At 70.7% G+C, this 24,411-nt stretch carries 19 protein-coding genes; 14 read left to right on the top strand and 5 right to left on the bottom strand.

The annotated features are described in order from the left end of the window. Together JOF44_RS09385 and JOF44_RS09380 are read left to right on the top strand one after the other, a co-directional pair. Positions 1–465: a hypothetical protein gene (locus JOF44_RS09385; protein WP_209890155.1), complete on the top strand. Its 465-nt coding sequence runs from the start codon at positions 1–3 to the stop codon at positions 463–465. Positions 466–515: 50 nt separating this feature from the next. After that, a complete protein-coding gene (locus tag JOF44_RS09380) occupies positions 516–1,595 on the top strand; it encodes a class I SAM-dependent methyltransferase (protein ID WP_342591739.1) in 1,080 nt (359 codons plus the stop codon). Between the two features lie 283 nt (positions 1,596–1,878). Here JOF44_RS09380 and JOF44_RS09375 read toward each other — a convergent pair whose 3' ends face one another. Both JOF44_RS09375 and JOF44_RS09370 read right to left on the bottom strand, forming a co-directional pair. Then, on the bottom strand, positions 1,879–2,514 hold the full coding sequence (locus tag JOF44_RS09375) for a hypothetical protein (protein ID WP_245348907.1): 636 nt from the start codon (positions 2,512–2,514) through the stop codon (positions 1,879–1,881). A gap of 660 nt (positions 2,515–3,174) precedes the next feature. Continuing rightward, positions 3,175–3,948, bottom strand: a complete 774-nt coding sequence (locus JOF44_RS09370; protein WP_342591738.1) for a DUF6318 family protein — start codon at positions 3,946–3,948, stop codon at positions 3,175–3,177. Between the two features lie 393 nt (positions 3,949–4,341). Here JOF44_RS09370 and JOF44_RS09365 point away from each other — a divergent pair, with 393 nt between their 5' ends. From JOF44_RS09365 to JOF44_RS09345, 5 genes are all read left to right on the top strand, one after another. After that, on the top strand, positions 4,342–6,078 hold the full coding sequence (locus tag JOF44_RS09365; RefSeq protein WP_209890149.1) for an ABC transporter ATP-binding protein: 1,737 nt from the start codon (positions 4,342–4,344) through the stop codon (positions 6,076–6,078). Next, complete coding sequence (locus tag JOF44_RS09360) at positions 6,078–8,150, top strand: ABC transporter ATP-binding protein (protein ID WP_209890146.1); 2,073 nt, start codon at positions 6,078–6,080, stop codon at positions 8,148–8,150. The genes JOF44_RS09365 and JOF44_RS09360 overlap by 1 nt, the downstream gene beginning before the upstream one ends. Positions 8,151–8,274: 124 nt before the next feature. Further along, on the top strand, positions 8,275–9,204 hold the full coding sequence (locus tag JOF44_RS09355; RefSeq protein ID WP_209890143.1) for an ABC transporter substrate-binding protein: 930 nt from the start codon (positions 8,275–8,277) through the stop codon (positions 9,202–9,204). Continuing rightward, positions 9,201–10,181 carry an amino acid ABC transporter permease gene (locus JOF44_RS09350; protein WP_209890140.1) on the top strand — a complete coding sequence of 327 codons (981 nt, stop codon included), beginning with the start codon at positions 9,201–9,203 and terminating at the stop codon, positions 10,179–10,181. The genes JOF44_RS09355 and JOF44_RS09350 overlap by 4 nt, the downstream gene beginning before the upstream one ends. After that, positions 10,181–11,062, top strand: a complete 882-nt coding sequence (locus JOF44_RS09345) for an amino acid ABC transporter ATP-binding protein (protein WP_281067087.1) — start codon at positions 10,181–10,183, stop codon at positions 11,060–11,062. Before JOF44_RS09350 ends, JOF44_RS09345 begins: the two co-directional genes overlap by 1 nt. A gap of 229 nt (positions 11,063–11,291) precedes the next feature. On the opposite strand, the gene JOF44_RS20695 is transcribed toward JOF44_RS09345, so the two are convergent. Continuing rightward, positions 11,292–11,687: an endonuclease domain-containing protein gene (locus tag JOF44_RS20695; protein WP_245348906.1), complete on the bottom strand. Its 396-nt coding sequence runs from the start codon at positions 11,685–11,687 to the stop codon at positions 11,292–11,294. A gap of 1,021 nt (positions 11,688–12,708) precedes the next feature. Continuing rightward, complete coding sequence (locus tag JOF44_RS09335) at positions 12,709–14,994, bottom strand: HAD-IB family hydrolase (protein WP_209890134.1); 2,286 nt, start codon at positions 14,992–14,994, stop codon at positions 12,709–12,711. A 170-nt stretch (positions 14,995–15,164) separates the two neighbouring features. Between JOF44_RS09335 and JOF44_RS09330 the strand changes: the two genes are divergently transcribed. The 7 genes from JOF44_RS09330 to JOF44_RS09300 all read left to right on the top strand — a co-directional run bounded on the left by JOF44_RS09330 (position 15,165) and on the right by JOF44_RS09300 (position 22,498). Next, positions 15,165–15,941, top strand: a complete 777-nt coding sequence (locus JOF44_RS09330; protein ID WP_209890131.1) for an SDR family NAD(P)-dependent oxidoreductase — start codon at positions 15,165–15,167, stop codon at positions 15,939–15,941. A 4-nt stretch (positions 15,942–15,945) separates the two neighbouring features. Next, entirely contained in the window at positions 15,946–16,869 is a 924-nt protein-coding gene (locus JOF44_RS09325; protein WP_209890128.1) for a lysophospholipid acyltransferase family protein, read from the top strand. Continuing rightward, complete coding sequence (locus JOF44_RS09320; RefSeq protein WP_209890125.1) at positions 16,866–18,572, top strand: FAD-binding oxidoreductase; 1,707 nt, start codon at positions 16,866–16,868, stop codon at positions 18,570–18,572. The genes JOF44_RS09325 and JOF44_RS09320 overlap by 4 nt, the downstream gene beginning before the upstream one ends. Positions 18,573–18,678: 106 nt before the next feature. Next, the gene (locus JOF44_RS09315) at positions 18,679–19,287 is read left to right on the top strand and encodes a histidine phosphatase family protein (RefSeq protein WP_245348905.1); all 609 of its coding nucleotides are present in this window, start codon (positions 18,679–18,681) and stop codon (positions 19,285–19,287) included. Next, the gene (locus JOF44_RS09310; RefSeq protein WP_209890122.1) at positions 19,284–19,808 is read left to right on the top strand and encodes a hypothetical protein; all 525 of its coding nucleotides are present in this window, start codon (positions 19,284–19,286) and stop codon (positions 19,806–19,808) included. The genes JOF44_RS09315 and JOF44_RS09310 overlap by 4 nt, the downstream gene beginning before the upstream one ends. Before the next feature lie 649 nt (positions 19,809–20,457). Then, positions 20,458–21,231, top strand: coding sequence for a ThuA domain-containing protein (locus JOF44_RS09305; RefSeq protein WP_209890119.1), 774 nt, complete (start codon positions 20,458–20,460; stop codon positions 21,229–21,231). Further along, positions 21,221–22,498 (top strand): Gfo/Idh/MocA family protein, encoded by a 1,278-nt coding sequence (locus tag JOF44_RS09300; protein WP_342591737.1) that lies wholly within the window; start codon positions 21,221–21,223, stop codon positions 22,496–22,498. Before JOF44_RS09305 ends, JOF44_RS09300 begins: the two co-directional genes overlap by 11 nt. A gap of 15 nt (positions 22,499–22,513) precedes the next feature. Here the strand turns inward: JOF44_RS09300 and JOF44_RS09295 are convergent, their stop codons facing one another. Further along, the gene (locus JOF44_RS09295; RefSeq protein ID WP_209890116.1) at positions 22,514–24,385 is read right to left on the bottom strand and encodes a gamma-glutamyltransferase family protein; all 1,872 of its coding nucleotides are present in this window, start codon (positions 24,383–24,385) and stop codon (positions 22,514–22,516) included. Positions 24,386–24,411: the final 26 nt, after the last annotated feature.

Here is a 24,411-nt window from a genome sequence, read left to right as displayed (position 1 = left end):
ATGGACGCGCCGGGGACGGGAGCCGGAGCGGGAGCCGGAGCCGGGGTGGGAGCCGGAGCCGGGGCCGGGGCGGGAGCCGGAGCCGGGGACGCGCGGACCGGGCACGGCGGCGCACGCACGTCGATCGCTGTCGCGGCTGTGCTGCTCGGCGTGGTGGGCGCCGCATGGTCGGCCCTGCTCACCGCGCTCATCCTTCTGACCGCGCGCGTCACCTATTATCTGCCGCCGCCGGAGGGGGCCACGGAGGCCACGGAGCACTACGACTGGAACACGCCCACCTTGGCGTTCACCGCCGTCTCCGGCTTCGCGTTCCTCCTGGCTCTCGCCGGGCTCGTGCTCGGCGGGTGGGGACTCATGCGCCGACGCGGTGCTCGCGCCCTGGTGCTGCTCCTGCCCGGTGCGGCGATCCTGCTCGCGACGCTCGCGATGCTGCTCGCCACTGAGGTGCCGGTGCCCACCTACTGACGGCCGGGGGCGACGTGCTGATGCCGGTGGTCGGGGCCTACGATTCTTCCGTGCCCGAGCCGTCGACCTCCCATGACCCCCTGCATCCTCCCGTGCCCCCGATCTCCTCGCGCGCGGAACCCCGCTTCGCCAGCGCCGCACGCAAGGGTGCGCTCGCCGATGCCTTCCAAGAGCAGGGCCAGGACTACGACCGCCTGCGTCCCGGCTACCCCGATGACGTGATCGACGCGATCCTCGAGCAGGTGCCATCGGGACCTGACGGGGGTGCGGCGCGCGCGATCGATCTCGGGGCCGGCACCGGGAAGCTGTCCTGGGCGCTCGCAGGCCGCGGCCTCGACGTCACGGCGGTGGACACCAGCGCCGCCATGCTCGAGACCGCCCTGCGCCGCGTCCCGTCGGCACCGGACGGCGAGCACTCTGCCTCGACCGACGGGGCTCCGGCCACCGGCCCCCCGACCCACGCGGCCACGGTCGCCGGCGCGCCGACCCACGCGGCCCCGACCCACACACCCTCGACCGCAGAGGCCCCGACCCACGCGGCCCCGGTCGTCGGCGCGCCGACCCACGCGGCCCCGACCCACACACCCTCGACCGCAGAGGCCCCGACTCTCACCACTCACCTCGCACCCGCCGAGTCGACCGGCCTCCCCGCCGACTCCGCAGAGCTGATCACCGTCGCCCAGGCCTGGCACTGGTTCGACGCGCAAGCGGCGTCGGCCGAGGTCACGCGCTTGCTGGCGCCGGGCGGCGTGCTGGCGCTGGTGTGGAACATGCTCGATGTGACCATCCCCTGGGTGCACCGGCTCTCCCGGATCATGCACGCCGGCGACATCCACCGCGAGGACTTCCTGCCCACCGTCGGAGCCGAGCTGGAGCTCACCGGCCGGGCCGTGCACCGGTGGGAGGACCCGATGCCCACGCAGGACGTCATCGACCTCGCCCGCACCCGCAGCTACGTCATCACCGCTTCCGAAGATCGCCGCGCGAAGGTGCTCGCAAATCTCGACTGGTACCTGCACGAGCATCTCGGCCACGCCCCCGGGAGCCTCCTCGGCGTCCCGTACCGCACCGACCGGTTCCTCTACCGGGTGACCATGGGAGGGGCCTTCGCGCCGGACGTCCCTTCATGACCGGCACGTCCAGCCCCGCAACCGGCGTTCCCTTGCCCGCGATCCGACTGCGCTATCGATGAGAAGGAGCCCGTCATGCTCCTGGGCCCGGCCAGTCCGGAAGATTCCCCGTGATCCCGAACGAGTATCGTCCACCGTTGCGCACACGGCGTTCTGAGCACCTGAAAGCGCCACGTACGCAACGGTGGGGTATTGGAACGCCATGTACGCAACGGTGGGGTATTGGAACGCCATGTACGCAACGGTGAGCACTGCCTCGTAGCGCAGCAGCCCCGACGCCGGTTCAGGTCCTCGGTTGCCAGCCCCGCTCGATGAGCTCTGCGCGGGCCATCCGTACTGCCTCCGCGCATTCATCGGTGAGATCGTTCTTGTAGAGGCGGATCTCGACGCATCCCGCCGCTTTCACAGCTCGGGCACGGCGGATGTCTCGTTGGATCTGCTCCTCGTTGTTGTGTCGTTCGCCCTCGTACTCGACGCAGACGCCGAAGTCCTGCCACTGGAGATCGGGAGAGTGTCGCTCGACCCCGTCCGCACCGATGAGGGGGACATTGATCTGCGGCTCCGGCAGCCCGGCAGCGATGAACGCGAGCCGCAGCATCGTCTCCTTGGGAGAGTCCGCACCGATACGGACATCGGCGGCCGCCGCTCGGAGCTTCCGGGCATATCTGCCGGTTGCCATGGAGCGCAGCGTGTCCGGGGTGCACCAGGGGCGCTTCCTGCCTTCGAAATCAGGGCGAGGGATGCGGACAAGATGATCACCGGCCGCGATCAGGTCAGGCAACGACAGGTGGCGGGCCAGATCGCGCCAGGTGCGCGCCCGGGCGGTCATCAACAACCGTGATGTGTGTCCACCCCCGGGCAGCCGGTAGGTCGAGCATTGAATTTCTGCCGGTGTCACGGTGAGATCGTGCCAGGTCACCGTGGGGTCGGAGCGTCCTCGTGCGCCACGGGTGGCGACGTGGACAGGCGTGTGGCGGCTCCACCTCTCGAGGTCGAAAGGCATCGGGATGGAGAGGAGACGTGCGGCGGAGAGCCCCACGATCACAATGTCCGGATCGTTCCGGCACAGCGCCGCGGCGACGTCCGCCTCCCTGAACGCCACTCCATGCAGCGCGTACATCCCTCGGCGCACTCGAACGAGATCCGACCGACGCATACGATCCGGTGAGAGGCCGGCGCGCAGTGCTTCAGCGCGGGTGAAGACCGGCCACGGAAGGGCCGAGGGAAGGTCGGCGGGGCGACGAATCATGAGGACAGCTTGGCTCGGTCCATGGACCCGCTGAGAGTTGTCCACAATGACCAGATCAGAGGACCGTTTCGTTGAGCCCGAGGCGAAAGCGCGGCAATCCCGATCGCCGATCCAGCAGGGTCCGGGCGTCAGGCCATGCGCCAGCTCTTTCGTTCCACCGATGCACAGTTGGCGCTATGAGCGACGGAGAGCGCCGTGAACGCAACGGTGGGCGGCGGGAGCCCGGTGAATGACACGGAGGGATGGAGACGGGTCGGGCTTGGTCCCGCGTCGAGCGGATCAGCCATCGCGCCGCGCGCATCGACGGCGTTCCAGGGTGGCTGGGCGACGTCAGCCTGCCGCGCCGCCGCCGTCGGAGGCGCCACCGGAGTTCGACGCGCCGCCACCGGAGTTCGACGCGCCGCCACCGGAGTTCGACGCGCCAGCGCCGCCGCCGGTGCCACCAGCACCGCCCCCGTCCGAGGGGGCACCGCCGCCCTCGGGGGCGATGCTCATGTCGGTCACGCGCCAGCGGCCGCCGTCCCAGGCGATCTGCGCGATCAGCTGCCCGGAGACCGGCTGGAGCTGGCTGGCCTGGAAGTTCGGATCGTCGACCAGGATGCTGGCCTCCTGCGTGAAGTTCGCGACGACCTCTCCGGTGGCGGGCGGCTCCCCGGTGCCCTCGAAGCTGGTCGAGTGCACCTCGAAGTCGCCGTCGACCAGGTAGCCGCCCTGATCGGACAACAGCTGGGCATTGTCGAGGAATGTGGAGCACACCTGGCACTCGGGGTCCACGGAGTCTTCCCACACGGAGGTGTCCCCACTGCTCATCATGTAGCTGTAGGCCTCCAACAGATAGGTCAGCGTCGCCTCGGCGCCTTCTGGGGTCTGCTCCGTCAGCCCGGCGGGCTCGTCGGGACGGGGCAGGTCAGGGCGCGGCGGCTGATCGGCGGGATCGACCGTCGGCCGGTTGTCCGGGTTCGCCGGGTCGGCCGAGCTCTCCGCCGCCTTCTGCTGCTCGTCATCGCCGGGTCCGAGCACGGATCCGAGCCCGATCACGCCGATCGGGACCACCAGCACGAGCGCGAGCACGGCGATGATGATGCGTTGGACAGGTCGATTCACGCGGCCCACCGTAGACGACGCACCTCCACCCCCGGCGAGCGGACGTCGGCGGCGTCACGCTCGACACGCACGCGGCGCAACGCGCCACCCCGCGCCCCCGTGCCTCTGCGCCCCTGGGCTCCGGCGACATTCCGTGCCGATGAGGACTCCTGGCACGGCGCCACCCCCGCGCCCCTGGGCTCCCGCCCCCCGCACGCCCCCGCACCTCCGCACCGACGCACCCAGCACACGCCGGCCCCCGCCTCGAGCGCCCACCGCACCCGGCACCCGCATCCCCCGATCAGTGGACCGACCGAAGTCTGATGCTGATCGTCCGGGCCGAGGCCTAGACTTCTTCCGGCGCGCAGTCCGGCTCTGTCCGGTCCTGTCCCGTGCCGACGACGAAGGAGATCCGTGACCCTGCTGCGACTCGCGCTGAGCGCCCTGAAGCCGTACCGACTCTGGATCGCCCTGGTGGTGGTGTTCCAGATCATCGGCGTGCTGGCGGCGCTGTATCTTCCCACCCTGAACGCGGACATCATCAATGACGGCGTCGCCGAGGCCGACATCTCGGTGATCTGGGACCTCGGCCTGGTGATGCTGCTGATCTCCTTCGGCAACATCATCGCGCTGGTGGTGGCGAACTTCTTCGCCGCCCGTTCGGCGATGCGGGTGGGCAAGGACCTGCGCAGCAGCGTCTTCTCCCGGGTCGGGACGTTCTCCCCCCGGGAGCTCAGCGAGTTCGGCACCCCCTCGCTGATCACCCGCTCCACCAATGACGTCCAGCAGGTGCAGATGCTGGTCTTCTTCTCGCTGAACATGCTGGTGCAGGCCCCGGTGACCGGGATCGGCGGTGTCGTGATGGCGCTGCGGGTGGAGCCGGGCATGGCCTGGCTGATCGCGGTGATGGTGCCGATCATGCTGGCCGCCGTCGGCACCCTGATCTTCCGCGCGGCGCCGCTGTTCAAGCAGATGCAGGGGAAGATCGACGACATCAACGGGGTGCTGCGCGAGCAGATCACCGGCATCCGCGTGCTGCGCGCCTTCGTGCGGGAGGATCGCGAGCGCGAGCGCTACGGCGTGGTCAACGACCAGCTCACCGACCTGAACCGTCGCATCGGCCTGCTGATGATCCTCATCCAGCCGATCATCATGGTCGTCCTGAACGTCTCCAGCGTGCTGGTGCTGCTGGTGGCCGCGCCGCGCATCGACTCCGGGCAGATGGAGGTCGGCTCGATCACGGCGTTCATCGCCTATCTGATGCAGATCCTCATCGCCGTCATGATGGCGACCTTCATGACGATGATGATCCCCCGCGCGATGGTCTCGGCCGAGCGCATCTCCAAGGTGCTGGAGACCGAGACCAGCGTCCATCAGCGCACCGACGGCTTCCGCGACATCGAGGGCCCGGTCGAGCTGACCTTCGAAGACGTCTCCTTCACCTATCCCGGCGCCGAGCGTCCGGTGCTGGAGAACATCTCCTTCTCCGCCCGCGCCGGCCAGACGGTCGCGATCATCGGCGGCACGGGGGCCGGCAAGACCACGCTGATCAACCTGGTGCCGCGGCTCATGGACGCGAGCGAGGGCCGGGTGCTGCTGAACGGCCACGACGTGCGCGACCTCGATGCGCGCGTGCTCTGGGAGCAGGTGGGTCTGGTCCCGCAGCGGCCCTACCTGTTCTCCGGCACCATCGCCTCGAACCTTCGTTTCGGCGATCCGTCGGCCGACGAGCAGCAGCTGTGGCATGCGCTGACCGTCGCCCAGGGCCGTGACTTCGTGGCCGCGATGCCGACCGAGCTCGAGTCCCCGATCGCTCAGGGCGGCACGAACGTCTCCGGTGGTCAGCGGCAGCGGCTGTGCATCGCCCGGGCGCTGGCGGCGAAGCCGTCGCTGTACCTGTTCGACGACTCCTTCAGCGCGCTGGACCTCACCACCGACGCGAAGCTGCGCGCGGCCCTGGCCCCCGAGACCCGCGATGCGCTGATGCTGATCGTCGCCCAGCGCGTCACCACCATCACGAACGCTGACCTGATCCTGGTGCTCGACAACGGCCGGATCGTCGACCAGGGCACGCACGAGCAGCTGCTGAAGAGCTCGGAGACCTACCAGGAGATCGTCCGCTCCCAGGGCGTCGAGGAGGAGGTGGCCTGATGACTTCTCCCGACGCTCCCGACGCGAAGAAGCACGAGCTGGCGGGCGACGAGGCCTCGACGGCCGCCGAGATCGCCAGCGAGAAGGACGCCGAGCGCGGCCTGCGGCCCGGGCAGAGCGCCAAGAACTTCTGGCCCTCGACGAAGCGCCTGGTCCGGGAGATCGGACCGGAGGCCAAGTTCATGGTCCTCTCGGTCCTCATCGGCACGGTCTCGGTGGCGCTCAGCGTCGTCGGCCCGAGGATCCTGGGTCACGCCACGGACATCATCTTCACCGGCGTGATCTCCAAGAACCTGCCCGCCGGCGCCGATCCGGACGAGGTGATCGCCCAGATCCGTTCGCGCGGCCAGGAGCAGTTCGCCGAGATGCTCTCGGGGATGACCCTGACCCCCGGCGAGGGCATCGACTTCACCGCGCTGCACCAGACCCTGGCCCTGGCCGTCGGCCTCTTCATCGGCTCCGCGCTGCTGATGTGGCTGCAGGGCGTCGCGCTGAACCGCGTCATCTACCGCATCGTGTACCGCCTGCGCCGCGAGGTCGAGGAGAAGCTGCACCGGCTGCCGCTGGCGTACTTCGACCGGATGAAGCGCGGCGAGATCCTCTCGCGGGTCACCAACGACATCGACAACCTCCAGAACACCCTGATGAACACGGTCACCGGGTTGGTGAACGCGATCCTCACGGTGCTCGGCGTGCTGGTCATGATGCTGATGATCTCCTGGCAGCTGTCGCTGATCGCGCTCGCCGTGATCCCGGTGGCGGTGGTGATCACCGGCATCGTGGGCTCGAAGGCGCAGAAGCTGTTCGCCCAGCAGTGGGACGCCACCGGCGTCGTCAACTCCGAGGTCGAGGAGGCCTACACCGGCCACGCCCTGGTGACCGTCTTCGGTCGCCGCGAGCAGATCACCGAGCGCTTCGAGGAGCGCAACGAGAACCTGTACAAGGCCAGCTTCGGCGCCCAGTTCGTCTCCTCGCTGATCATGCCGCTGATGATGTTCGTGGGGAACCTGTCCTACGTGGCGGTGGCGATCGTGGGTGGTCTGCGGATCGTCTCCGGCCAGCTCACGCTCGGTGACGTGCAGGCCTTCATCCAGTACTCCCGCCAGTTCACCCAGCCGCTGTCCCAGATCGCCTCGATGGCCACCATGCTGCAATCCGGCGTGGCCAGCGCCGAGCGCGTCTTCGAGCTGCTGGACGCCGAGGAGCAGGAGCCGGAGACCACGGTCGACACCGCCGCCGCCGGGATCCGCGAGGGCCGCGTCGAGTTCGAGCACGTGCGCTTCTCCTACACCCCCGAGCGCGAGCTGATCCGGGACCTGTCCCTGGTCGCGGACCCCGGGCACACGGTCGCGATCGTCGGGCCGACGGGGGCCGGCAAGACCACGCTGGTCAACCTCGTCATGCGCTTCTACGAGGTCGACGGCGGCCGGATCACGATCGACGGGATCGACATCCGCGACCTCACCCGTGCCCAGCTGCGCGAGCGCACTGGGATGGTCCTCCAGGACACCTGGCTGTTCAAGGGCACCCTGCGGGAGAACATCCGCTACGGCCGCTTGGACGCGTCCGACGAGGAGGTGCTCGAGGCGGCCCGCGCCACCCACGTGGACGACTTCGCTCGGCAGCTGCCCGAGGGGTACGACACGGTGGTCGACGACGACGAGTCCGCCCTCTCCGCGGGCGAGAAGCAGCTGATGACCATCGCCCGAGCCTTCCTGGCCCGGCCGAACCTGCTGATCCTCGACGAGGCCACCTCCAGCGTGGACACCCGTACCGAGGTGCTGGTCCAGAACGCGATGAACCGGTTGCGCGCGGGGCGGACCTCCTTCGTCATCGCCCACCGCCTCTCGACGATCCGCGACGCCGATCTGATCCTGGTGATGGAGGCCGGGGACATCGTCGAGCAGGGCACCCACGAGCAGCTGCTGGCCGCCGACGGGGCCTACGCCCGGCTGTACCGCTCGCAGTTCGAGGGGGCGGCCGTGGACATCGAGCTGGAGGAGGAGCTGGCCGGGCACGCGGACGAGGCCGAGGTCGCCACCACGACCGGCGGGATCGCCGGCGGGGCGTGAGGCGGGAGTCCGACGGTCCGGTCCGGGCCGTGCCGCGATGCGTCGCACGCCGCCGGGCAGAGGCCGCACGTGAACCGTGCGACAACGATTGGTTTCCATGCAGTGCTGTGAATAGTATTCACGGGTGTCTTCGATCCGCCCCCGCCGGCGCACCCTGCTGCGCGCGCTTCCGCTGGCCCTCGGCGGTGCGGCGCTCGCGCCCGCGCTCGGCGCCTGCACCCATGCCTCCGAGCGCCTGGACGCCGAGGCGAACGCGATCCCCGAGGTCGACGTCAGCGGTATCGAGGAGGTCGCCGAGCTGGCAGCCCTCGTCCCGGCCGAGATCCGCGAGCGCGGCGAGCTGGTCAACGGCGCGGCGCTGAACTACGCGCCCGGGGAGTTCGTCGGCTCGGACGGCGGGGCGGTCGGCTACGACATCGACATCCTCGCCGCCATCGGACGTGTGCTGGGCCTGGGCACCCGCACGGAGTCCGCGGTGTTCGCCCAGATCATCCCGGCGATCGGCTCGAAGTACGACGTCGGCATCTCCAGCTTCACCATCAACCCCGAGCGCCTCGAGCAGGTCTCGATGGTCTCCTACTTCGCCGCCGGGATGTCCTACGCCGTCAAGACCGGCAATCCCTACGGCATCACCCCGCCGGACCTCTGCGGCACCCGCGTCGCCCACCAGGTCGGCACCTACATGGACGAGGTCGTCGTCGAGCGTGATGAGGCCTGCCGGGCCGACGGCGGCCAGGGCATCATCGACCAGCCCTACGTCGGCAACGCCGACGCCGCGACCGCCGTCGCCGGAGGCAAGGCCGACGTCCTGATCGGCGACTCGCCCGTCATCGCCTACGCCGTGGCCCGCTCGCGCGAGACCCTCGAGCAGGTCGGGGACATCGAGGACGCCGCGCTGAACGGCATCGTCGTGGCCAGGGACCAGCCGGAGCTGGCCGAGGCGATCCGCGCGGCGGTGCAGCACCTCATCGACTCCGGCGCCCTGCGCGAGATCCTCGCGGCCTGGGGCAACGAGAACGGCATGATCGAGACCTCGGAAGTGGACCCGCAGTGAGCACACAGACCTCCGCCCCCGCCGGCCATCGCCCCGGCTCCGACCCGATCCCCGATCGGATCCGGGCCAAGGCCAGCCCCCGCCCCGGCACCTGGATCAGCGCCGTCATCGTCGCGCTGCTGGTGCTGGGACTGATCAACTTCCTGATCACCAACCCCGTCTTCGACTGGGCGACCGTGGCGACCTACATCCTGGACGTCAAGGTGGTCCAGGGCGTCGGCTGGACGCTGCTGATCACCGTGCTCGCGATGGTGCTCGGCACGGTCGTGGCGCTGACCGCGGCGATCATGCGCCGCAGCGAGAATCCCGTGCTGCGCGGGGTCTCCTGGGCGTACATCTTCGTCTTCCGCGGCACCCCGGTGTACACCCAGCTGGTGTTCTGGGGCCTGTTCACCGTGATCGTCCCCAAGATCGCCCTCGGGGTCCCCTTCGGACCCGAGTGGTTCTCCTTCTCCACCCGCGACTACTTCCCGGCCTTCTGGGCGGCCGTGGTGGGGCTGGGACTGAACGAGGGCGCCTACCTCGCCGAGATCTTCCGCTCCGGGTTGAACTCCGTGGACAAGGGGCAGACCGAGGCGTCGAAGGCCCTGGGCATGGGCAACGGAACCATCCTGCGGCGCATCATCATCCCGCAGGCCATGCGCGTGATCGTCCCGCCGCTGGGCAACGAGACCATCGGCATGCTGAAGACGACCTCGCTGGTGCTCGCCGTGCCGTTCACCCTCGACCTGACCTTCGCCACCAACGCGATCGCCAACAAGCTCTACGCCCCGATCCCGCTGCTCATCGTGGCGGCGATCTGGTACCTCGCCATCACCAGCGTGCTGATGATCGGTCAGTACTACCTCGAGAGATACTTCGGCCGCGGCTTCGACGACCGTCCCGGCGGCGCCCGACCCACCAAGCGCTCCCGCCAGTCCGCCGTGAACCGCGCCGGCACGACCCCCAAGGATTCGCTCCCGGAGGTGGAGCTCTGATGACCCACGCCGCCACCCCCGCGTCCGACGGCGCCGCCGCGCGCGGCTCCACCACCCCCGCGTCCGGCTCCACTGATCCAGCGGTCGGCTCCACTGATCCAGCGGCCGACGCGACCCCGCTGATCCAGCTCGAGTCCGTCCACAAGGCCTTCGGCGACCTGCACGTGCTCAAGGGCTGCGACCTCGAGGTCACCGCCGGTGAGGTGACGGTGCTCGTGGGCCCCTCCGGCTCCGGGAAGTCCACGCTGCTGCGCTGCATCAACCAGCTCGAGGAGCCGACGGCCGGGCGGGTGCGCATCGCCGGCGTCACCCAGGGCTACGCCGAGCAGCCGCTGCCCGACGGGCGCTGGCAGAAGCTGACCACCGCCCAGATCGCTCATCAGCGCTCGCGCATCGGCATGGTGTTCCAGCGCTTCCACCTCTTCCCCCACATGACGGCGCTGGCCAACGTGATGGAGGCCCCGATCCAGGTGCTGGGCCGCAGCAAGAGCGAATCTCGCGACGCGGCGCTCGCCCTGCTCGAGCGGGTGGGCCTGGCCGACCGTGCCGACCACTACCCCTCGGAGCTCTCCGGCGGCCAGCAGCAGCGGGTGGCGATCGCCCGCGCACTGGCGATGGATCCCGAGCTGATGCTCTTCGACGAGCCCACCAGCGCCCTGGACCCGGAGCTGGTCGCCGAGGTGCTCGCGGTGCTCAAGGAGCTCGCCGAGGGCGGGATGACCATGATCGTCGTGACCCACGAGATGGGGTTCGCCCGCGAGGTCGCCGACCAGGTGGTGTTCATGGACGACGGCATGATCATCGAGCAGGGCACCGCCGAGCAGGTCATCGAGCACCCGCGGTCGGAGCGCCTGAAGGGCTTCCTCGCCTCGGTGCTGTGAGGAGGCATGCCGGGCGGCCGGCGGCCCAGCGGCCCACTGGCGGCCCGCCACCAGTACCCGGCGCGCCCTGCGAACTTTCGTCGCTCAGCATGACCTCACGGCTCATACCGCATTGAGGTCACGGCAGGCGACGAAAGTTAGCGGGCCCTGGGTGATGATGATGCCTCCTGCCGCTGCGCGATCCGCGGTCACAGTGCCGTTGCCGGTCCCCAGTCGGCCTTCTCCAGAGTCACCGTGCCAGAAGCTCGGCGACCTTCTTCCGGCCGAAGGGCCCGACGGCCGTGATGGCGGACAGGATCATCTTCTGCGTGTCCTCCCAGCTGGACCAGACCTGGTCGTAGCTGATTCGGAGCACTTGAAGCCCATGGGAGGAAGTCATCAGGTCGCGCCGTCGGTCCCGGGTGAAGGCATCCGGGGTGTCATGCGGTGCGCGCCCGTCGATCTCGAGGAAGAGCCCGCCGGCATAGACGTCGAGGTATCCGACCCCGTCGACGAAGGGCTGCTGGTCCACGTGGAAGCCGCGACGTCGCAGCCAGCGGACGACGCGCGTTTCCGACCCCGAGTCGCTGGCGGTCGAGAGGCTCCCGATCCGGGAGCTCACCGCTGCGGAAGCATCGTCCATCATCAGCTGCACCTCGTTCGGTGTCAGCAGCCGCCTCTCGATCGCGGACTCGAGCAGGATGGCTGCTGTCTCCCCGCTCTGGCACCGCATTGCATGGTGGAGAGCCAGGGGGAGCGAGGCAATGGGGTCGGGTTCCTGCCACCGACCGGTGCGCGCATGGCGGGCGGACATCCCGCGAGGTGCCGCCTTGGCGCTGCGGTCGCAGTAGACATGGAGCCGGTGCGGATCGTCTTCGTCGTGATCCGGTGAGCTGTCGCCGTACGGTGTCCACACTCCATGCATCCGAGTGGCACTGATGCAGGTCAGCCGGTATCCCTCGCGGATCGGACGGGAGACCTTCGGCTGAGCTGAGGCCTCGGCGTACCAGCCGGGGGCGATGCGTCGAAGGGCTCCCTGCCGGACCGCCGCCCGCAGCTCCGAGTCCGTCCCGCCCGCGGCCAGGTACGCGGCCCTGCTCGCGACCCCCACGTCGTCCGGGGTGAGGTGAAGGGTGCCGCGCGGCGGAGAGTCGGGGCGGGGCCAGGGGACGGCGAATGCAGGGAGGACCAATCCGCTCGCGTGGTGCATGGATCCAGGTTCCGATGCCTCGGGGGCGATCTCTCCCCGCTCGGCGTGATGGTGGAGACATTGGGTATGTGGAGGACGCTCCGAGGGGCCACGGAGCCCGAGCAGCAGAGCCCTCGCCTTCGGCCGTGGGCAGATGATCTCCAGCGTGGGCAGCGGAGCTCTGGCAACGGGCCTGTCGGTGTGGCTCTGTCCGTGGAGTGCTGCGAACTTTCGTCGCTCAGCGTGACCTCACGGCCTATAGGGCCTTCAGGTCACGCCAGGCGACGAAAGCTAGCAGGCCCGGACCCTCGCAGACCGGAGGCGGCAACCCCAGTGGGCCAGCACAGGCAGGGCGCCAGCCAGCACAGGCAGGTCGCCAGCCAGCACAGGAAGGGCGCCAGCCAGCACAGGCAGGTCGCCAGCCAGCACAGGCCGGGCGCCAGCCCTGGTCAGCTGATCCCAGCTCAGCCGCAGCCCCTCACCACTCCAGGATCTGCCAGCGCTTCTTCTTCGCCACCGCGTACAGTCCCAGGTCCGGGGCGATCGCGGTGGGCGTGCCGACCAGGTCCAGCCAGGCGGCGTCGGCGTGCGAGTCACCGTAGCCGTAGGAGGCCGCCAGGTCCGCGCCGTGCTCGTCGGCGTACTTGGCCAGCCAGTTGGCGCGGGCCTCGTCGACCAGCGGGGGAGTGGCCAGGTAGCCGGTCATCACGCCGGTCTCGTCCTCGTCCATGTGGGTGGCGACGACGTCGTCGAACAGGTCCGCCAGCGGCTCGATCAGCACGTCGAGCGCGCCGGAGACGAGCACGGTGCGGTGGCCGGCGGCGCGATGGCGCTCGATGACCTCGAGCGCCTCGGGACGGATCGAGGCCCGGATCCGGCGCCCGGCCTCGCCCTGCATCAAGGAGCGCAGATCGTCGCCGCGGTAGCCCTTGTAGCGACGGTTGACCATGCGGATCAGCTCGGAGCGGTCGCGCTGCTCGGCCCTCAGGTACCCGGGGACGGCCGCAAGCAGGCCACCGATCTCGGCGGGCCATGCCCGGCGCGGCCGGGTCGCGCGGACCACGGAGAAGTACTGCTGGACGATGTTGGTGGCCAGCACGGTGCCGTCGAGGTCGAAGACCGCCAGCGCGTTCTCGTTCTGCTTCAGGGCCGGGGCGGGGCGCGAGGCGCGCTTGCGCTGGGCGGACTTCGCCCGAGAGTAGGCCTTGGTCAGATCGGTGACGGCCGGCAGATGCTGCTGCGTGAAGTAGTTGCGCCAGCTGATCCCGGTGACGTCGAAGTCGTGGTCCTCCAGGAAGTCGGCCGACAACTCTTCGCGCAGCGCCCGGGTGTTGGCGTCGTCGAAGACCATCTCGGTCTTCGTGTACTGGCGGTACAGCTCGATGTACATCCGCAGGGTGGTCAGCCCCGAGGTCGCCTTGTGGAGGCTGGAGGTCCACTGCCGCGTCCGCTTCGTGGCGGGCAGGAAGGCGACCGCGGCGGAACCTGCCTTCGCGGCGAGCTCCTTGGCGCGGAAGCGCTGCTCGACCATCTCGACGGCGGGGAAGGTCCACTCGGGGACCTCGATCGGGCGGCCCTTGTCGTCCTCGAGCGGGTGCTCGACGAAGTACTCCCGCACCGCGGTGAACATCTCGTGGAAGGGCAGCGGGTTCGAGGCGCCGGAGACGACCTGGTAGTAGGCGTCGTCGCCGCGGCGGGAGACGTCCTGGGTGGCGAGGGCCACGATCACGTTGACCACGTAGTCCACGGGGATGACGTCGAGGATCGAATCCGCCAGGCCCGGGAACTCGGGCAGGGCACCGCGGCCGTAGGCCATGATCAGCGGGTCGGCGACCTTGTAGCCGTCGATCCAGCCCGGGTACGGGTGCTCCACCGCGGATTCGATGATCGAGGGGCGCACGAAGGAGACGCGATGGCCGGCCCCGGCCCACATCTCCTCGGCGACCTGCTCGGCCATGGCCTTGGTGAACGTGTAGATGTCGGTCCAGCCGACGGACTGGGCGCGGGTGCGGCCGAAGTCGACCAGGCGCTCGGTCACCCAGTCGCGACGGGCCTCCTCGGAGGCGGAGGCGACGGCCTTGGGGCCCATGCGTCCGTCGCGCAGCTTCGCGCCGCGGATCTGGGAGCGCAGGGTCTCCGGCCGACGGGACTCGGCCTCGACGCGGGCACGGGCCTCGAGCGCGGCCTGGTACTCGGCGCGCCAGTCGACGTCGGTCCGCAGCGACCCCTCCTGCCGCAGGCCCTTGGCGATGCCGCCGACGTAGGCGGTGGACACGTGGATGACGTGCGGGTCCTGCCCGGAGGCCAGCAGCGCCTCGTACAGGTTCCGGGCCCCGCCGACGTTGGTGCGGAAGGCGTCGTCGATCGGCGGGTCGAAGGAGACGGAGGAGGCCGAGTGGATGACCACGTCCAGCGGCGCCTCGATCGCGGGCATGTCGGTCAGATCGCCCTCGAGGACGTCGACCCGGGCGTCGAACGCGGCCTGCACGACGGCCTTGCCGTCGCCCCCGTCGGCGCTGATCGCGTCGGCCCACGAGGAGAAGATCGGCTTGCGCAGCAGCTGCTCGAGGCGCTTGCGTCCGGTGAGCGAGCCCTTGGGGCGCACCACGGCGGTGACGTGGGTGCCCTCGGTGGTCTCCAGCAGGGAGCGCAGGACGGCCTGCCCCAGGAATCCGGTGACGCCGGTCAGCAGGATCCGTCGGTCCCCGTCTCGGGGGCCGCCGGTGGCGGCGGACGGGTCGGCGGACGTGGAGCTGTGCGACATGGGATCCCTCTGTGGACGGGTACGGCAGGCGGTGGAGGCGGCGGCAGGCGATGGAGGCGGCGGCAGGAGCCGGGGAGGTCTCGGCCCCGGTCGCGATCGACGCCGCACGGCCGCCTCACCAGGGGGCATTCCTGCGCTGGCCAGGGCGGCGCTAGTGTATCGTAGCCGCCATGCATAGGGCCCTCATCACCGGCGGCACCGCGGGCATCGGGGCCGGTTTCGCGCGAGCTTTCGCCGCCCGCGGAGCTGCACTGGTGCTGGTCGCGCGTGACGCGGACCGGCTGGACGAGATCGCCGCGCAGCTGCGCGAGGCCTACGGCGTCGAGGTCGAGACCCTCGTGGCGGACCTCTCGGAACGCGGGGCGCAGCAGCGGGTGGCCGATCGCCTCGAGACCGATGCCGACCCGGTCGACGTGCTGGTGAACAACGCCGGCTTCTCGGTGCGGGCGAGCCTGCTCGAGGAGGATCTCACCGCGCACGATCGCGGCTTCGAGGTGATGATCCGCGCCGTGCTGAAGCTGGGCGGCGCCGCCGGGCGCGGCATGGGGCGGCGCGGCCGGGGCTGGATCATCAACGTCGGCTCCGTCAGCGCTCTGGTCACCCAGAACAACTACTCGGCCATCAAGGCCTGGGTGGGCAACTACTCCGAGTCCCTCGGGGTGCAGCTCGACGGCAGCGGCGTGCAGGTCACGGCCTTGATGCCGGGATGGGTGCGCACCGAGTTCCACAATCGCGCCGGCATCAAGGGCTCCTCGATCCCCGGGGTGCTGTGGCTGGACGCCGACCGCCTGGTCGCCGACTGCCTGCGGGACGTGGCCCGGGGCAAGCCGGTCTCCATCCCCTCCAAGCGCTGGAAGCTGATCGCCGCGGTGCTGCGCACCACGCCGCGCGGGGTGGTGGCCTCCCTCAGCGCTGTGCTCAGCCACCGCCGCAGCAGGGAGAAGTGACCGGATGAGCCCCCAGGAGCCCGAGCAGGATCCTGCCGACGGAACGAAGCCTTCCGCCGGCGCGAAGAAGGACCCCGCCGACGGGGCGAAGTCCCCCGCCGACGCGACGACGGCACCTGCCGATGGAGCGAAGCCCCCCGCCGAGGCGAAGGAGCCCAGCCGCGGCAGGCGCCTGATCGACTCGCTCTCCGCCCGGTCCCGCGGTGAGGGCTGGGAGAAGCCCCAGGGGGAGCTGGCGAAGTACCGCTCTGCCTGGCGGGCCGGCGTGCGCTTCATCCTCCAGCGCGTGGTCTTCCGGGCCGTGGTGAACTCCGCCGTCACCCCGCAGGTGCAGACGCATCGTCGGGTCAAGAGCATCCGCGGACCGTTCGTGCTGGTCGCCAACCACACCAGTCACGTGGACGGCCCCCTGCTGGCGATGAGCCTGCCCTGGGCCCAGGGTCGGTTCCTGTGCACCGGGACCGCCGCCGACTACTGGTTCGACCACTGGCATCGACGGATCTTCGTGCGCACGATGCTCAACGCCTTCCCCATCGACCGCGGCGGTTCGCGCAAGCATTCGGGCACCTCCCGGCGCCTGCTGCGCTCCGGGGTCCCGATCCTGGTGTTCCCCGAGGGCGGCCGCCAGACCACGGGGTCCATGGCCGACTTCAAGCCGGGGGCGGCCGCGCTCGCCATCGGCGTCGGCGTGCCCGTGGTCCCGGCCGCCATCATCGGCGGCTACGAGGCGATGCCGAAGGGCCGCAACTGGCCGAAGAAGGGGCGCCCGCCGGTCGCCGTCGTCTTCGGCGAACCGATGATCTCCCACGAGCACGAATCCGCGGTCGCGTTCTCGCAGCGCATCCGCGAGCGCGTGAAGAACCTGTACGACGACCATCACGACGAGGTCCTGGGCGTCGGCGTCCAGGGCGAGGAGGGACCTGCATGAGCGATCGGCTCAGCGCCCGCGAGGTCAAGCGACACAAGTGGTGGGGGTGGGGTCTGGACGACGTCACCTTCCGCTACGACAACAAGCCCGCCTTCCCCGTGCTGGCGCGGGACAAGGTCGGTGTCGACCTGGACTCGAAGCAGCCCGTCGAACCGGATCTGTCGGACTTCGAGGTGCCGGCCGGTCGTCTTCCGGACGCGATCCGCTCCCAGCTCGTCGGCGTCGTCGGCGAGGAGAATCTGGCCGACGACGACGAGTACCGCGTCGTGCACTCCTTCGGCCGCTCCCTGCCGGACCTGTTCCGCGTGCGCGCCGGCGACTTCGCCCGGCTCGTCGACGCAGTGGTCTATCCGAGCTCCGAGGACGAGGTCGCGGCGGTCCTGCGGATCGTGCTGGAGCAGGACCTGGTGCTGATCCCCTACGGCGGCGGCTCCTGCATCTCCGGCTCCGTCACGCCCGACGTCCACGAGCAGCGCCCCGTGCTGACGATGAACCTCGGCCGCATGCGCGATGTCCTCGAGATCGACGACACCGCGGGCCTGGCTCGGGTCGAGGCCGGGATGTACGGACCGGACCTCGAGGAGCAGCTGAACGAGCTGGGCTGGACCGTCGGCCATTTCCCGGACTCCTTCACCTACTCCACCCTCGGCGGCTGGGCCGCGACCCGTTCCTCGGGCATGCAGTCGGACAAGTACGGCGACATCGAGGACATCGCGCGCGGCCTGCGCATGGTCCACCCCGACGGCACGGCGGTCACCAAGGCGATCCCGGGCCGCGACTCCGGCCCGTCCGTGCACGAGATGATCCTGGGCAGCGAGGGACGGCTCGGCGTGATCACCGAGGTCACCGTGCAGGTCCACCGGATCTCCCCGGTCCGTCAGGTCATCGCCTACATGTACCCGGACTGGGAGCACGGCATCCGCGGCATGCACGCCATCGCCCGCTCCACCGACGTCACCCCGACCTTCACCCGGCTCTCCGACGGTCCGGAGACCGAGTTCAGCCTGTCGATGGTCAAGGAGCCCACCTCTACCAAGTCCAAGGTGGCCGCGAAGGTGCAGGAGGGGCTGTTCTCCTATCTGCGCTCGAAGGGCTGGGACACCACGAACGAGATGTCGATCTCGTACGTGTGCTTCGAGGGCTCCAAGGAGTCGGTCGAGCAGCAGAAGTCGCTGGTGAAGAAGATCGTGAAGGGCAACGGCGGCATCACCCTGGGCGCGGGCCCCGGCGCGATCTACGACCAGAAGAAGTTCGACACCCCCTACCTGCGCGACTTCCTGCTGAACTACCAGGTCTTCGGCGACGTCTGCGACACCGGGGCGACCTGGTCGAACCTCAACGAGGTCCATTCGACGGTCTACGACGCGTTCTACGCGGTCCAGCGGGAGCAGGGGCTGCCGGGCTTCATGTTCTGCCACATGTCGCACAGCTACCACTCCGGCGCGTGCCTCTACTTCACCTTCGCCTTCCCCTACTCGTCCGACGAACAGGCGCTGGGGCAGTACTACGCGGCCAAGAACGCGGTGCAGCAGGCCTTCGTGGACCTGGGGTCGACGGTCTCCCACCACCACGCGGTGGGCATCGAGCATCAGCCGTGGATCACCGAGGACGTCGGCGAGGTCGGCGTGCGCATGGTCAAGGGCCTGCTCGCGGACAACGACCCGGGTCGCAACCTGAACCCCGGCAAGGTCACCACCCCCTGAGGAACCCGGGAACGGACACCGTCCGGTGAAGGGCGGGCCGAGGCGAGGACCCGGGAGCGTGCCGCGCGGCGGTGCGCTCCCGGTTCCGTTCCAGCACGAGGGAGCGATGATGGGCGATATCTGGGTGCTGCGGCACGGCGAGTCCACGGCGAACGTCGAGGGGCTGATCGTCTCGGTGCCGGGGCCCCGCGCCCTGGCCGAGGTGGGGCTCACGCCGCGTGGCCGCGAGCAGGCCCGACAGGCGGGACGCGGAGCGCTCGAGCAGGGCCTGGGAGCGGACGCGCTCGTCCTCTCCAGCGACTTCGCCCGCGCTCGCCAGACCGCCGAGGAGTTCGCGAGCGTTCTCGGGGCCCGGGAGCCGCGCCTGGATCCGCGGCTGCGGGAACGCTGCTTCGGGAACCACGACGAAGGACCCGCGAGCGCCTACGAGCAGGTGTGGGCCGTTGACCGGGAGCGCGGCACCCACGAGGACGGGGTCGAAGCGGTCCAGGACGTGGCCACGCGCATTGCGGAGGTGCTGCGGGAGGCCGACACGCTGGTCGTCGGCGCTCCGGTGGTGCTGGTCGCCCACGGGGACGTCCTGCAGATCACGCTGGCCGTCGGGGCGGGCGTGGATCCCCACGACCACCGGGACGTTTCGCACCTGGGCAACGCCGAGCTGCGACGGCTCGGCCCCGGCCGGACCGCCGTCACCGCAGCGGCACCGGGTCGATGAACGGCCAGGACCGCGCCGGTACCGCCCAGCCGCCCGCCGGTGCGGAGCTGCTCGTGCGCGGGGACACCGTCTGGGCGCGCGAGCTGGTCGAGGAGTTCTTCGTCGACCGGGGCTGGCGGGTGCGCGATCGCGGCCCGGGCCGCGTCGACTACGAGTGGGGCAGCCGCCGACGGACCCTCCTGCTCGGCGCCCTCGCCGGCCGGCGCTTCCACGTCACCGCCCGCATCGCGCTGCGCCCGGGGCGGGGGAGCATGCTGCGTGGTGGCGCGGGTCCCGACGGTGATGCTGGCACCGACGACGGCACGGTCACCGACGACGACACGGTCACTGACGACGGCACGGGCACCGACGACGACACGGAGACGACCTCCGTCCTCTACGGCGGGGACGCCGCCGACGGCCGTGCGCTGGGCGGGACCCTCGGGCGCGCACGAGCGGCGCGCGTCCATCGGGAGACGCGCTCCGCGCTCGAGCAGCACCTCGCGGCGGGCGGCCATCTGGTGCGCGGGAGGCGCCGCTGATCCGCTCGTCCCGGCGCGGTGGACTCGATGAGCGAGCAGCTGAGCGCGGCAGCGAACGAGCGGGTGCGGCAGCGAACGAGCAGGCGCGGCAGCGTACGAGCGGGTGCGGCAGCGAACGAGCAGGCGCGGCAGCGTACGAGCGGGTGCGGCAGCGGCTGAGCATCCGGGGCAGCGGGCTACGGTGCGCAGCGGCGGGAAATCTTCCGGGTCAGCAGGCCGGGGGTCACAGGCACGTCGAGAACCGCACGCGGGGAAGGTGCGCGAGACGGTGCCGGGCTCCGACACCGCGCCCCGGGGGAGCCGGGGAGCTGAGTGGTTCCCTCGCCATTGAGGGAACCTGCCGTCGACACTAGTCCGCTACCGGGGAGTAGTACGTCACAGGCCGGTCACGGTTCGCCAGGGCCCACCCGGTCGAGTGCTGCGTTCGCGGTGCTTCTCGCGGTGGTGGCAACAATTGTGCAGAGGTGGGTCTCGGGTGCGGGTCTCGGGTGCCGGGGGCGTGCCGGGGAGCCGGGGTCCGGGGCGGTCGAGAACTGCGTGCGGCGCGTCGTGCCGTGGTGACTTCCCTCGTGGGAATCCGCCTCTACGATGGACGGACCGCGCTGATGGGGTCGCCCGCAGCGCATCCTCCATCCAGCAAAGGACTGCAATGACACTGCGTATCGCCGTGTTCGGCGAGAACAGGCACGAGAAGGTCGACCCGAAGGTCCAGGAGATCTATCCCGAGGGCATGCACACCGTCATCGCCGAGGGCCTGCGCGAGCAGCTGGCCGCCGATGGTGTCGACGCCGAGGTGCGCATCGCCCTGCTCGACGACATCGACCAGTCGTTGTCCGAGGAGGCCCTCGCCGAGACCGACGTGCTGACCTGGTGGGGCCACATGGCCCACGCCGACGTCCCCGATGAGATCAGCGATCGCGTGGTGCGCCGCGTCCATGAGGGCATGGGCCTGATCCCGTTGCACTCGGCCCACTACTCGAAGCCGTTCAAGGCGCTGATGGGCACCACCTGCTCCCTGCTGTGGCGCAACGACGGCGAGGAGGAGCGGGTGTGGACCGTCAACGGGTCCCACCCCATCGCCCGGGGCGTCCCGCACCCGATCGTCATCCCCGAGCAGGAGATGTACGGCGAGATGTTCGACATCCCCGCGCCCGACGAGCTCGTGTTCGTCTCCTCGTTCGCCGGCGGCGAGGTGTTCCGCTCCGGCGCCGCCTTCCGCCGCGGCAAGGGCAAGGTGTTCTACTTCAGCCCCGGCGACCAGGAGTACCCCGTCTACCGTCAGACGGAGATCCGCCGCGTGCTGGCCAACGCCGTGGTCTGGGCCCGCCCCGAGGACCGGCCCGCGGAGCCCGTGAAGATCGCCAACGCCCCGCGCGACTGGTTCCGCGGCGAGGGTCCGGAGGCGGTCACCCGTGTCATCTGATCTCGACATCACCGCGGGTCGCACCGCTGACCTCGCATCCGTCGATCCCACGGCCGCCGATCTCGCGGCCGCCGAGGGGACCGACACCGCCGCGGCCCCCACGCTCGCCCCGCACCTGACCGACTTCCCCCGTCTGCCGACGGACCGCCCGGCCCGGGTCGTCGTCGTCGGCGCCGGCGGGATGGGCAGCTGGTGGGCGCGCGAGGTGGCCGCCAGCGAGGTCGCCGAGCTGGTGGGCGTGGCGGACCTCGTCGAAGGTGCTCCGCAGAAGGTCATCGAGCAGTCCGGGGTCGCCGACCCGTCGGCCGTCGCGGCCGGCACCGACGGCGTCGACCTGGCCGTCGAGCTCGGTGCCGACCTGCTCATCGACCCGACCGTGCCCGTGGCCCACCACCCGGTCACCCTCAAGGCGCTGCACGCGGGGATCCCGGTGCTCGGGGAGAAGCCCGTCACCGAGACGCTGCCGGAGGCGCTGAGCCTGGTGGCGCACACCGAGCTGACCGGGGTGCCGTTCATGGTCTCCCAGTCCCGGCGCTTCTTCCGCCAGGTGCGCCAGCTGCGCAGCTTCGTCGCCGCCCATGGGCCGACGGTCCTGACCAGCGCCTTCTTCTCCCTCTTCACCGAGATGGAGGGGTATCGGCGCACGCAGCTGCACCCGCTGCTGCGGGACATGGGCATCCACGCCTTCGACACCGCCCGCTACGTCATGGATGCGGACCCGGTGGCGGTCACCGCCCGCGGCGCCCAGCCCGAGTGGAGCGTGTACAGCCACGACGCGACGGTCACGGCGACCTTCGAGATGTCCGACGGGTCGCTGTTCGTCTACAACGGCACCTGGAACGCCCGCGGTCTGCCGACCTACTGGAACAGCGAGTGGCGGATCGGGGCCCAGCAGGGCTCGGCCACCTGGGACGGCACGAACGCCCCGGTGCTCGGCACCGAGGACGCGGAGGAGACCGCTCGGCTGCAGGCCGCGGTCGACGCCGAATCGGACCCGGAGCCGGACCAGATCGCCGCCTCGCTCATCGAGTGCGTCAGCGCCCTGCGCGAGGGTCGCACGCCGATGTGCGAGGTCCACGAGAACCTGCTCAGCTTCGCCATGGTCGAGGCGGCCGTCGCCTCCGTCGACCGCGGCGAGCGGGTCGAGATCGACGACCTGCTCGAACAGGCCCGCGTCGAGGCGATCGCCGCCGAGACGGATCCACAGGCCCGTGACCTCATGCAGTCGTGGAGCTCGGTGCGGGAGGCGCTCGCCGCCGCGCAGTGAGACCGCGGGGCCCGGTCAGCGGCCCACCGCATACCCCTGGGCTCCCCGGGGATTCGCGGCGGCGCCGAGCACACCGGTGACCGGATCGCGCAGGACGCAGGACAGGCGCCCCAGCGACCAGTCACCGGCCCGGGTGATGCGGTGCCCACGGCGTTCGAGGGCGGTGATGACCTCCTCGCCGAGGCGGTCCTCGACCATCGCGCCGCCCGGCTCCCAGGTGCGCGGCCAGAACGAGCCGGCGACCGCGGTGCTGTGCAGGGCCGGCGCGTCGATCGCGGCCTGCGGGGTGAGGCCGCCCACCAGCAGGCGCAGGATCAGCAGCAGCTGCCACTGGTCCTGCTGGTCCCCGCCGGGGGAGCCGAGGGCGATCACCGGCTCGCCGTCGCGCAGGACCAGGGTCGGGGTCAAAGTGGTGCGGGGGCGACGTCCCGGGGCGAGCGTCGAGGGGGAGTCCTCCTCCAGCCAGGTCATCTGCAGCCGGGTGCCGAGGCAGAACCCGAGGCCGGGGATGGTGGGGGAGGACTGCAGCCAGCCGCCCGAGGGCGTCGCGGAGATCATGTTCCCGAACCGGTCGACGACGTCGAGGTGGCAGGTGTCCCCGTGCACGCTGCCCGCGGCATCCGCCCCGGGATCGTTTCCGCCGCCACCGCGCGCCGCCGGGACGGTGGGCTCCCCACCGCCGGCGGCCGCCGGGTCGTGCCCGGACCGCGCCGCCTGCTCGGCGGCCGTGCGCACCGTCGGGGTCCACCCGGGAGCTCCGTCGAGGCGGCCGGGTCGGAATTCATGAGATGCCCGGGGACCGATCAGGGCGCGGCGTCGGGCGGCGTAGTCCTCGCTCAGCAGCACCGCGAGGTCCACGTCCCGGGCATCGCCGTAATGGGTGTCGCGGTCGGCGCAGGCGAGCTTGAGGGCCTCCAGCACGGTGTGGGCGCCGAGCTCCGTGGAGGGATCGAGATGATCGTCGGGCAGGCCCTCGAGGATCTTCAGGGCCTGGAGCAGCACGGGCCCCTGCCCCCAGGGCCCGGTCTTGGCGATCGTGTGGCCGCGGAAGGTGACGGTGGTGGCGTCCTCGAAGGAGGCCGTGGACCCCGCGAAGTCGTCGGCGGTGATCACCCCGGCGTGGTCGGTGCCGTCGGAGTGCCGGTGCGGGGCGGCGCTGAAGTCAGCGGCCTCGTGCGCCACCCGGCCCGTGCGCCACTCGGTGCGAGCCGCGGCGACCCGGGCCGCCCGCGGGTCGGCGGCGTCCTCGCCGACGGGATCTCCTGCCGCGATCAGCTCCCGCAGCACCTGGGCGTACTCGGGGGCGGTGATCCGCTCCCCGGGCCGGGGCACGCGCCCGTCGGGCATCCAGCGCGCCGCCGAGGTGGGCCAGTGGGCGGTGAACAGCTCGGCGACCGCCGCGATCTGATCGCACACCCGCTCCAGGACCGGATGGCCGTCCTCGGCGTACTCGATCGCATAGGCGAGCACGTCGGCCACCTCCCAGGTCCCATGCTCGGCCAGCAGCAGCAACCACGCATCGACCGCGGCGGGCACGGCGGCGGCCAGGGCGCCGGCCCCGGGCACCAGGTCCAGTCCCTCCGCGCGGTAGTGCTCGAGGGTGGCACCGGCCGGGGCGGCGCCCTGCCCCATCAGCACCACGGGTCGGTCGGGCTCCTCACCGGTCGCGAACACACCGGTCATGTCCCCGCCGGGACCGTTGAGGTGGGGCTCGACCACGTGCAGCACGAAAGCGCCCGCCACGGCGGCGTCGAAGGCGTTCCCGCCCCGCTCGAGCACCGACTGCGCCGAGGAGGAGGCGAGCCAGTGGGTGGAGGCGACCATGCCGAAGGTCCCCCGGAGGGTGGGGCGGGTGGTGAACTCACCGGGCGCGGTGACGGCGGGCATCAGTGTCCTCCTGGGCTGCGGGGTCG

Origin of the sequence: Brachybacterium fresconis (genome assembly GCF_017876515.1) — a bacterium.
GTDB lineage: Bacteria > Actinomycetota > Actinomycetes > Actinomycetales > Dermabacteraceae > Brachybacterium > Brachybacterium fresconis.
Note: the sequence above shows the minus strand (reverse complement) of the source record. Positions and strands in the feature narration are given on the sequence as shown.

What these genes read in the sequence shown, in the direction of transcription:
- JOF44_RS09385 (WP_209890155.1), top strand. Translation starts at nt 1, where the DNA reads ATGGACGCGCCGGGGACGGGAGCCGGAGCGGGAGCCGGAGCCGGGGTG.
- JOF44_RS09360 (WP_209890146.1), top strand. Translation starts at nt 6,078, where the DNA reads ATGACTTCTCCCGACGCTCCCGACGCGAAGAAGCACGAGCTGGCGGGC.
- JOF44_RS09345 (WP_281067087.1), top strand. Translation starts at nt 10,181, where the DNA reads ATGACCCACGCCGCCACCCCCGCGTCCGACGGCGCCGCCGCGCGCGGC.
- JOF44_RS20695 (WP_245348906.1), bottom strand. Translation starts at nt 11,687, where the DNA reads ATGATGGACGATGCTTCCGCAGCGGTGAGCTCCCGGATCGGGAGCCTC.
- JOF44_RS09335 (WP_209890134.1), bottom strand. Translation starts at nt 14,994, where the DNA reads ATGTCGCACAGCTCCACGTCCGCCGACCCGTCCGCCGCCACCGGCGGC.
- JOF44_RS09330 (WP_209890131.1), top strand. Translation starts at nt 15,165, where the DNA reads ATGCATAGGGCCCTCATCACCGGCGGCACCGCGGGCATCGGGGCCGGT.
- JOF44_RS09325 (WP_209890128.1), top strand. Translation starts at nt 15,946, where the DNA reads ATGAGCCCCCAGGAGCCCGAGCAGGATCCTGCCGACGGAACGAAGCCT.
- JOF44_RS09320 (WP_209890125.1), top strand. Translation starts at nt 16,866, where the DNA reads ATGAGCGATCGGCTCAGCGCCCGCGAGGTCAAGCGACACAAGTGGTGG.
- JOF44_RS09315 (WP_245348905.1), top strand. Translation starts at nt 18,679, where the DNA reads ATGATGGGCGATATCTGGGTGCTGCGGCACGGCGAGTCCACGGCGAAC.
- JOF44_RS09310 (WP_209890122.1), top strand. Translation starts at nt 19,284, where the DNA reads ATGAACGGCCAGGACCGCGCCGGTACCGCCCAGCCGCCCGCCGGTGCG.
- JOF44_RS09305 (WP_209890119.1), top strand. Translation starts at nt 20,458, where the DNA reads ATGACACTGCGTATCGCCGTGTTCGGCGAGAACAGGCACGAGAAGGTC.
- JOF44_RS09295 (WP_209890116.1), bottom strand. Translation starts at nt 24,385, where the DNA reads ATGCCCGCCGTCACCGCGCCCGGTGAGTTCACCACCCGCCCCACCCTC.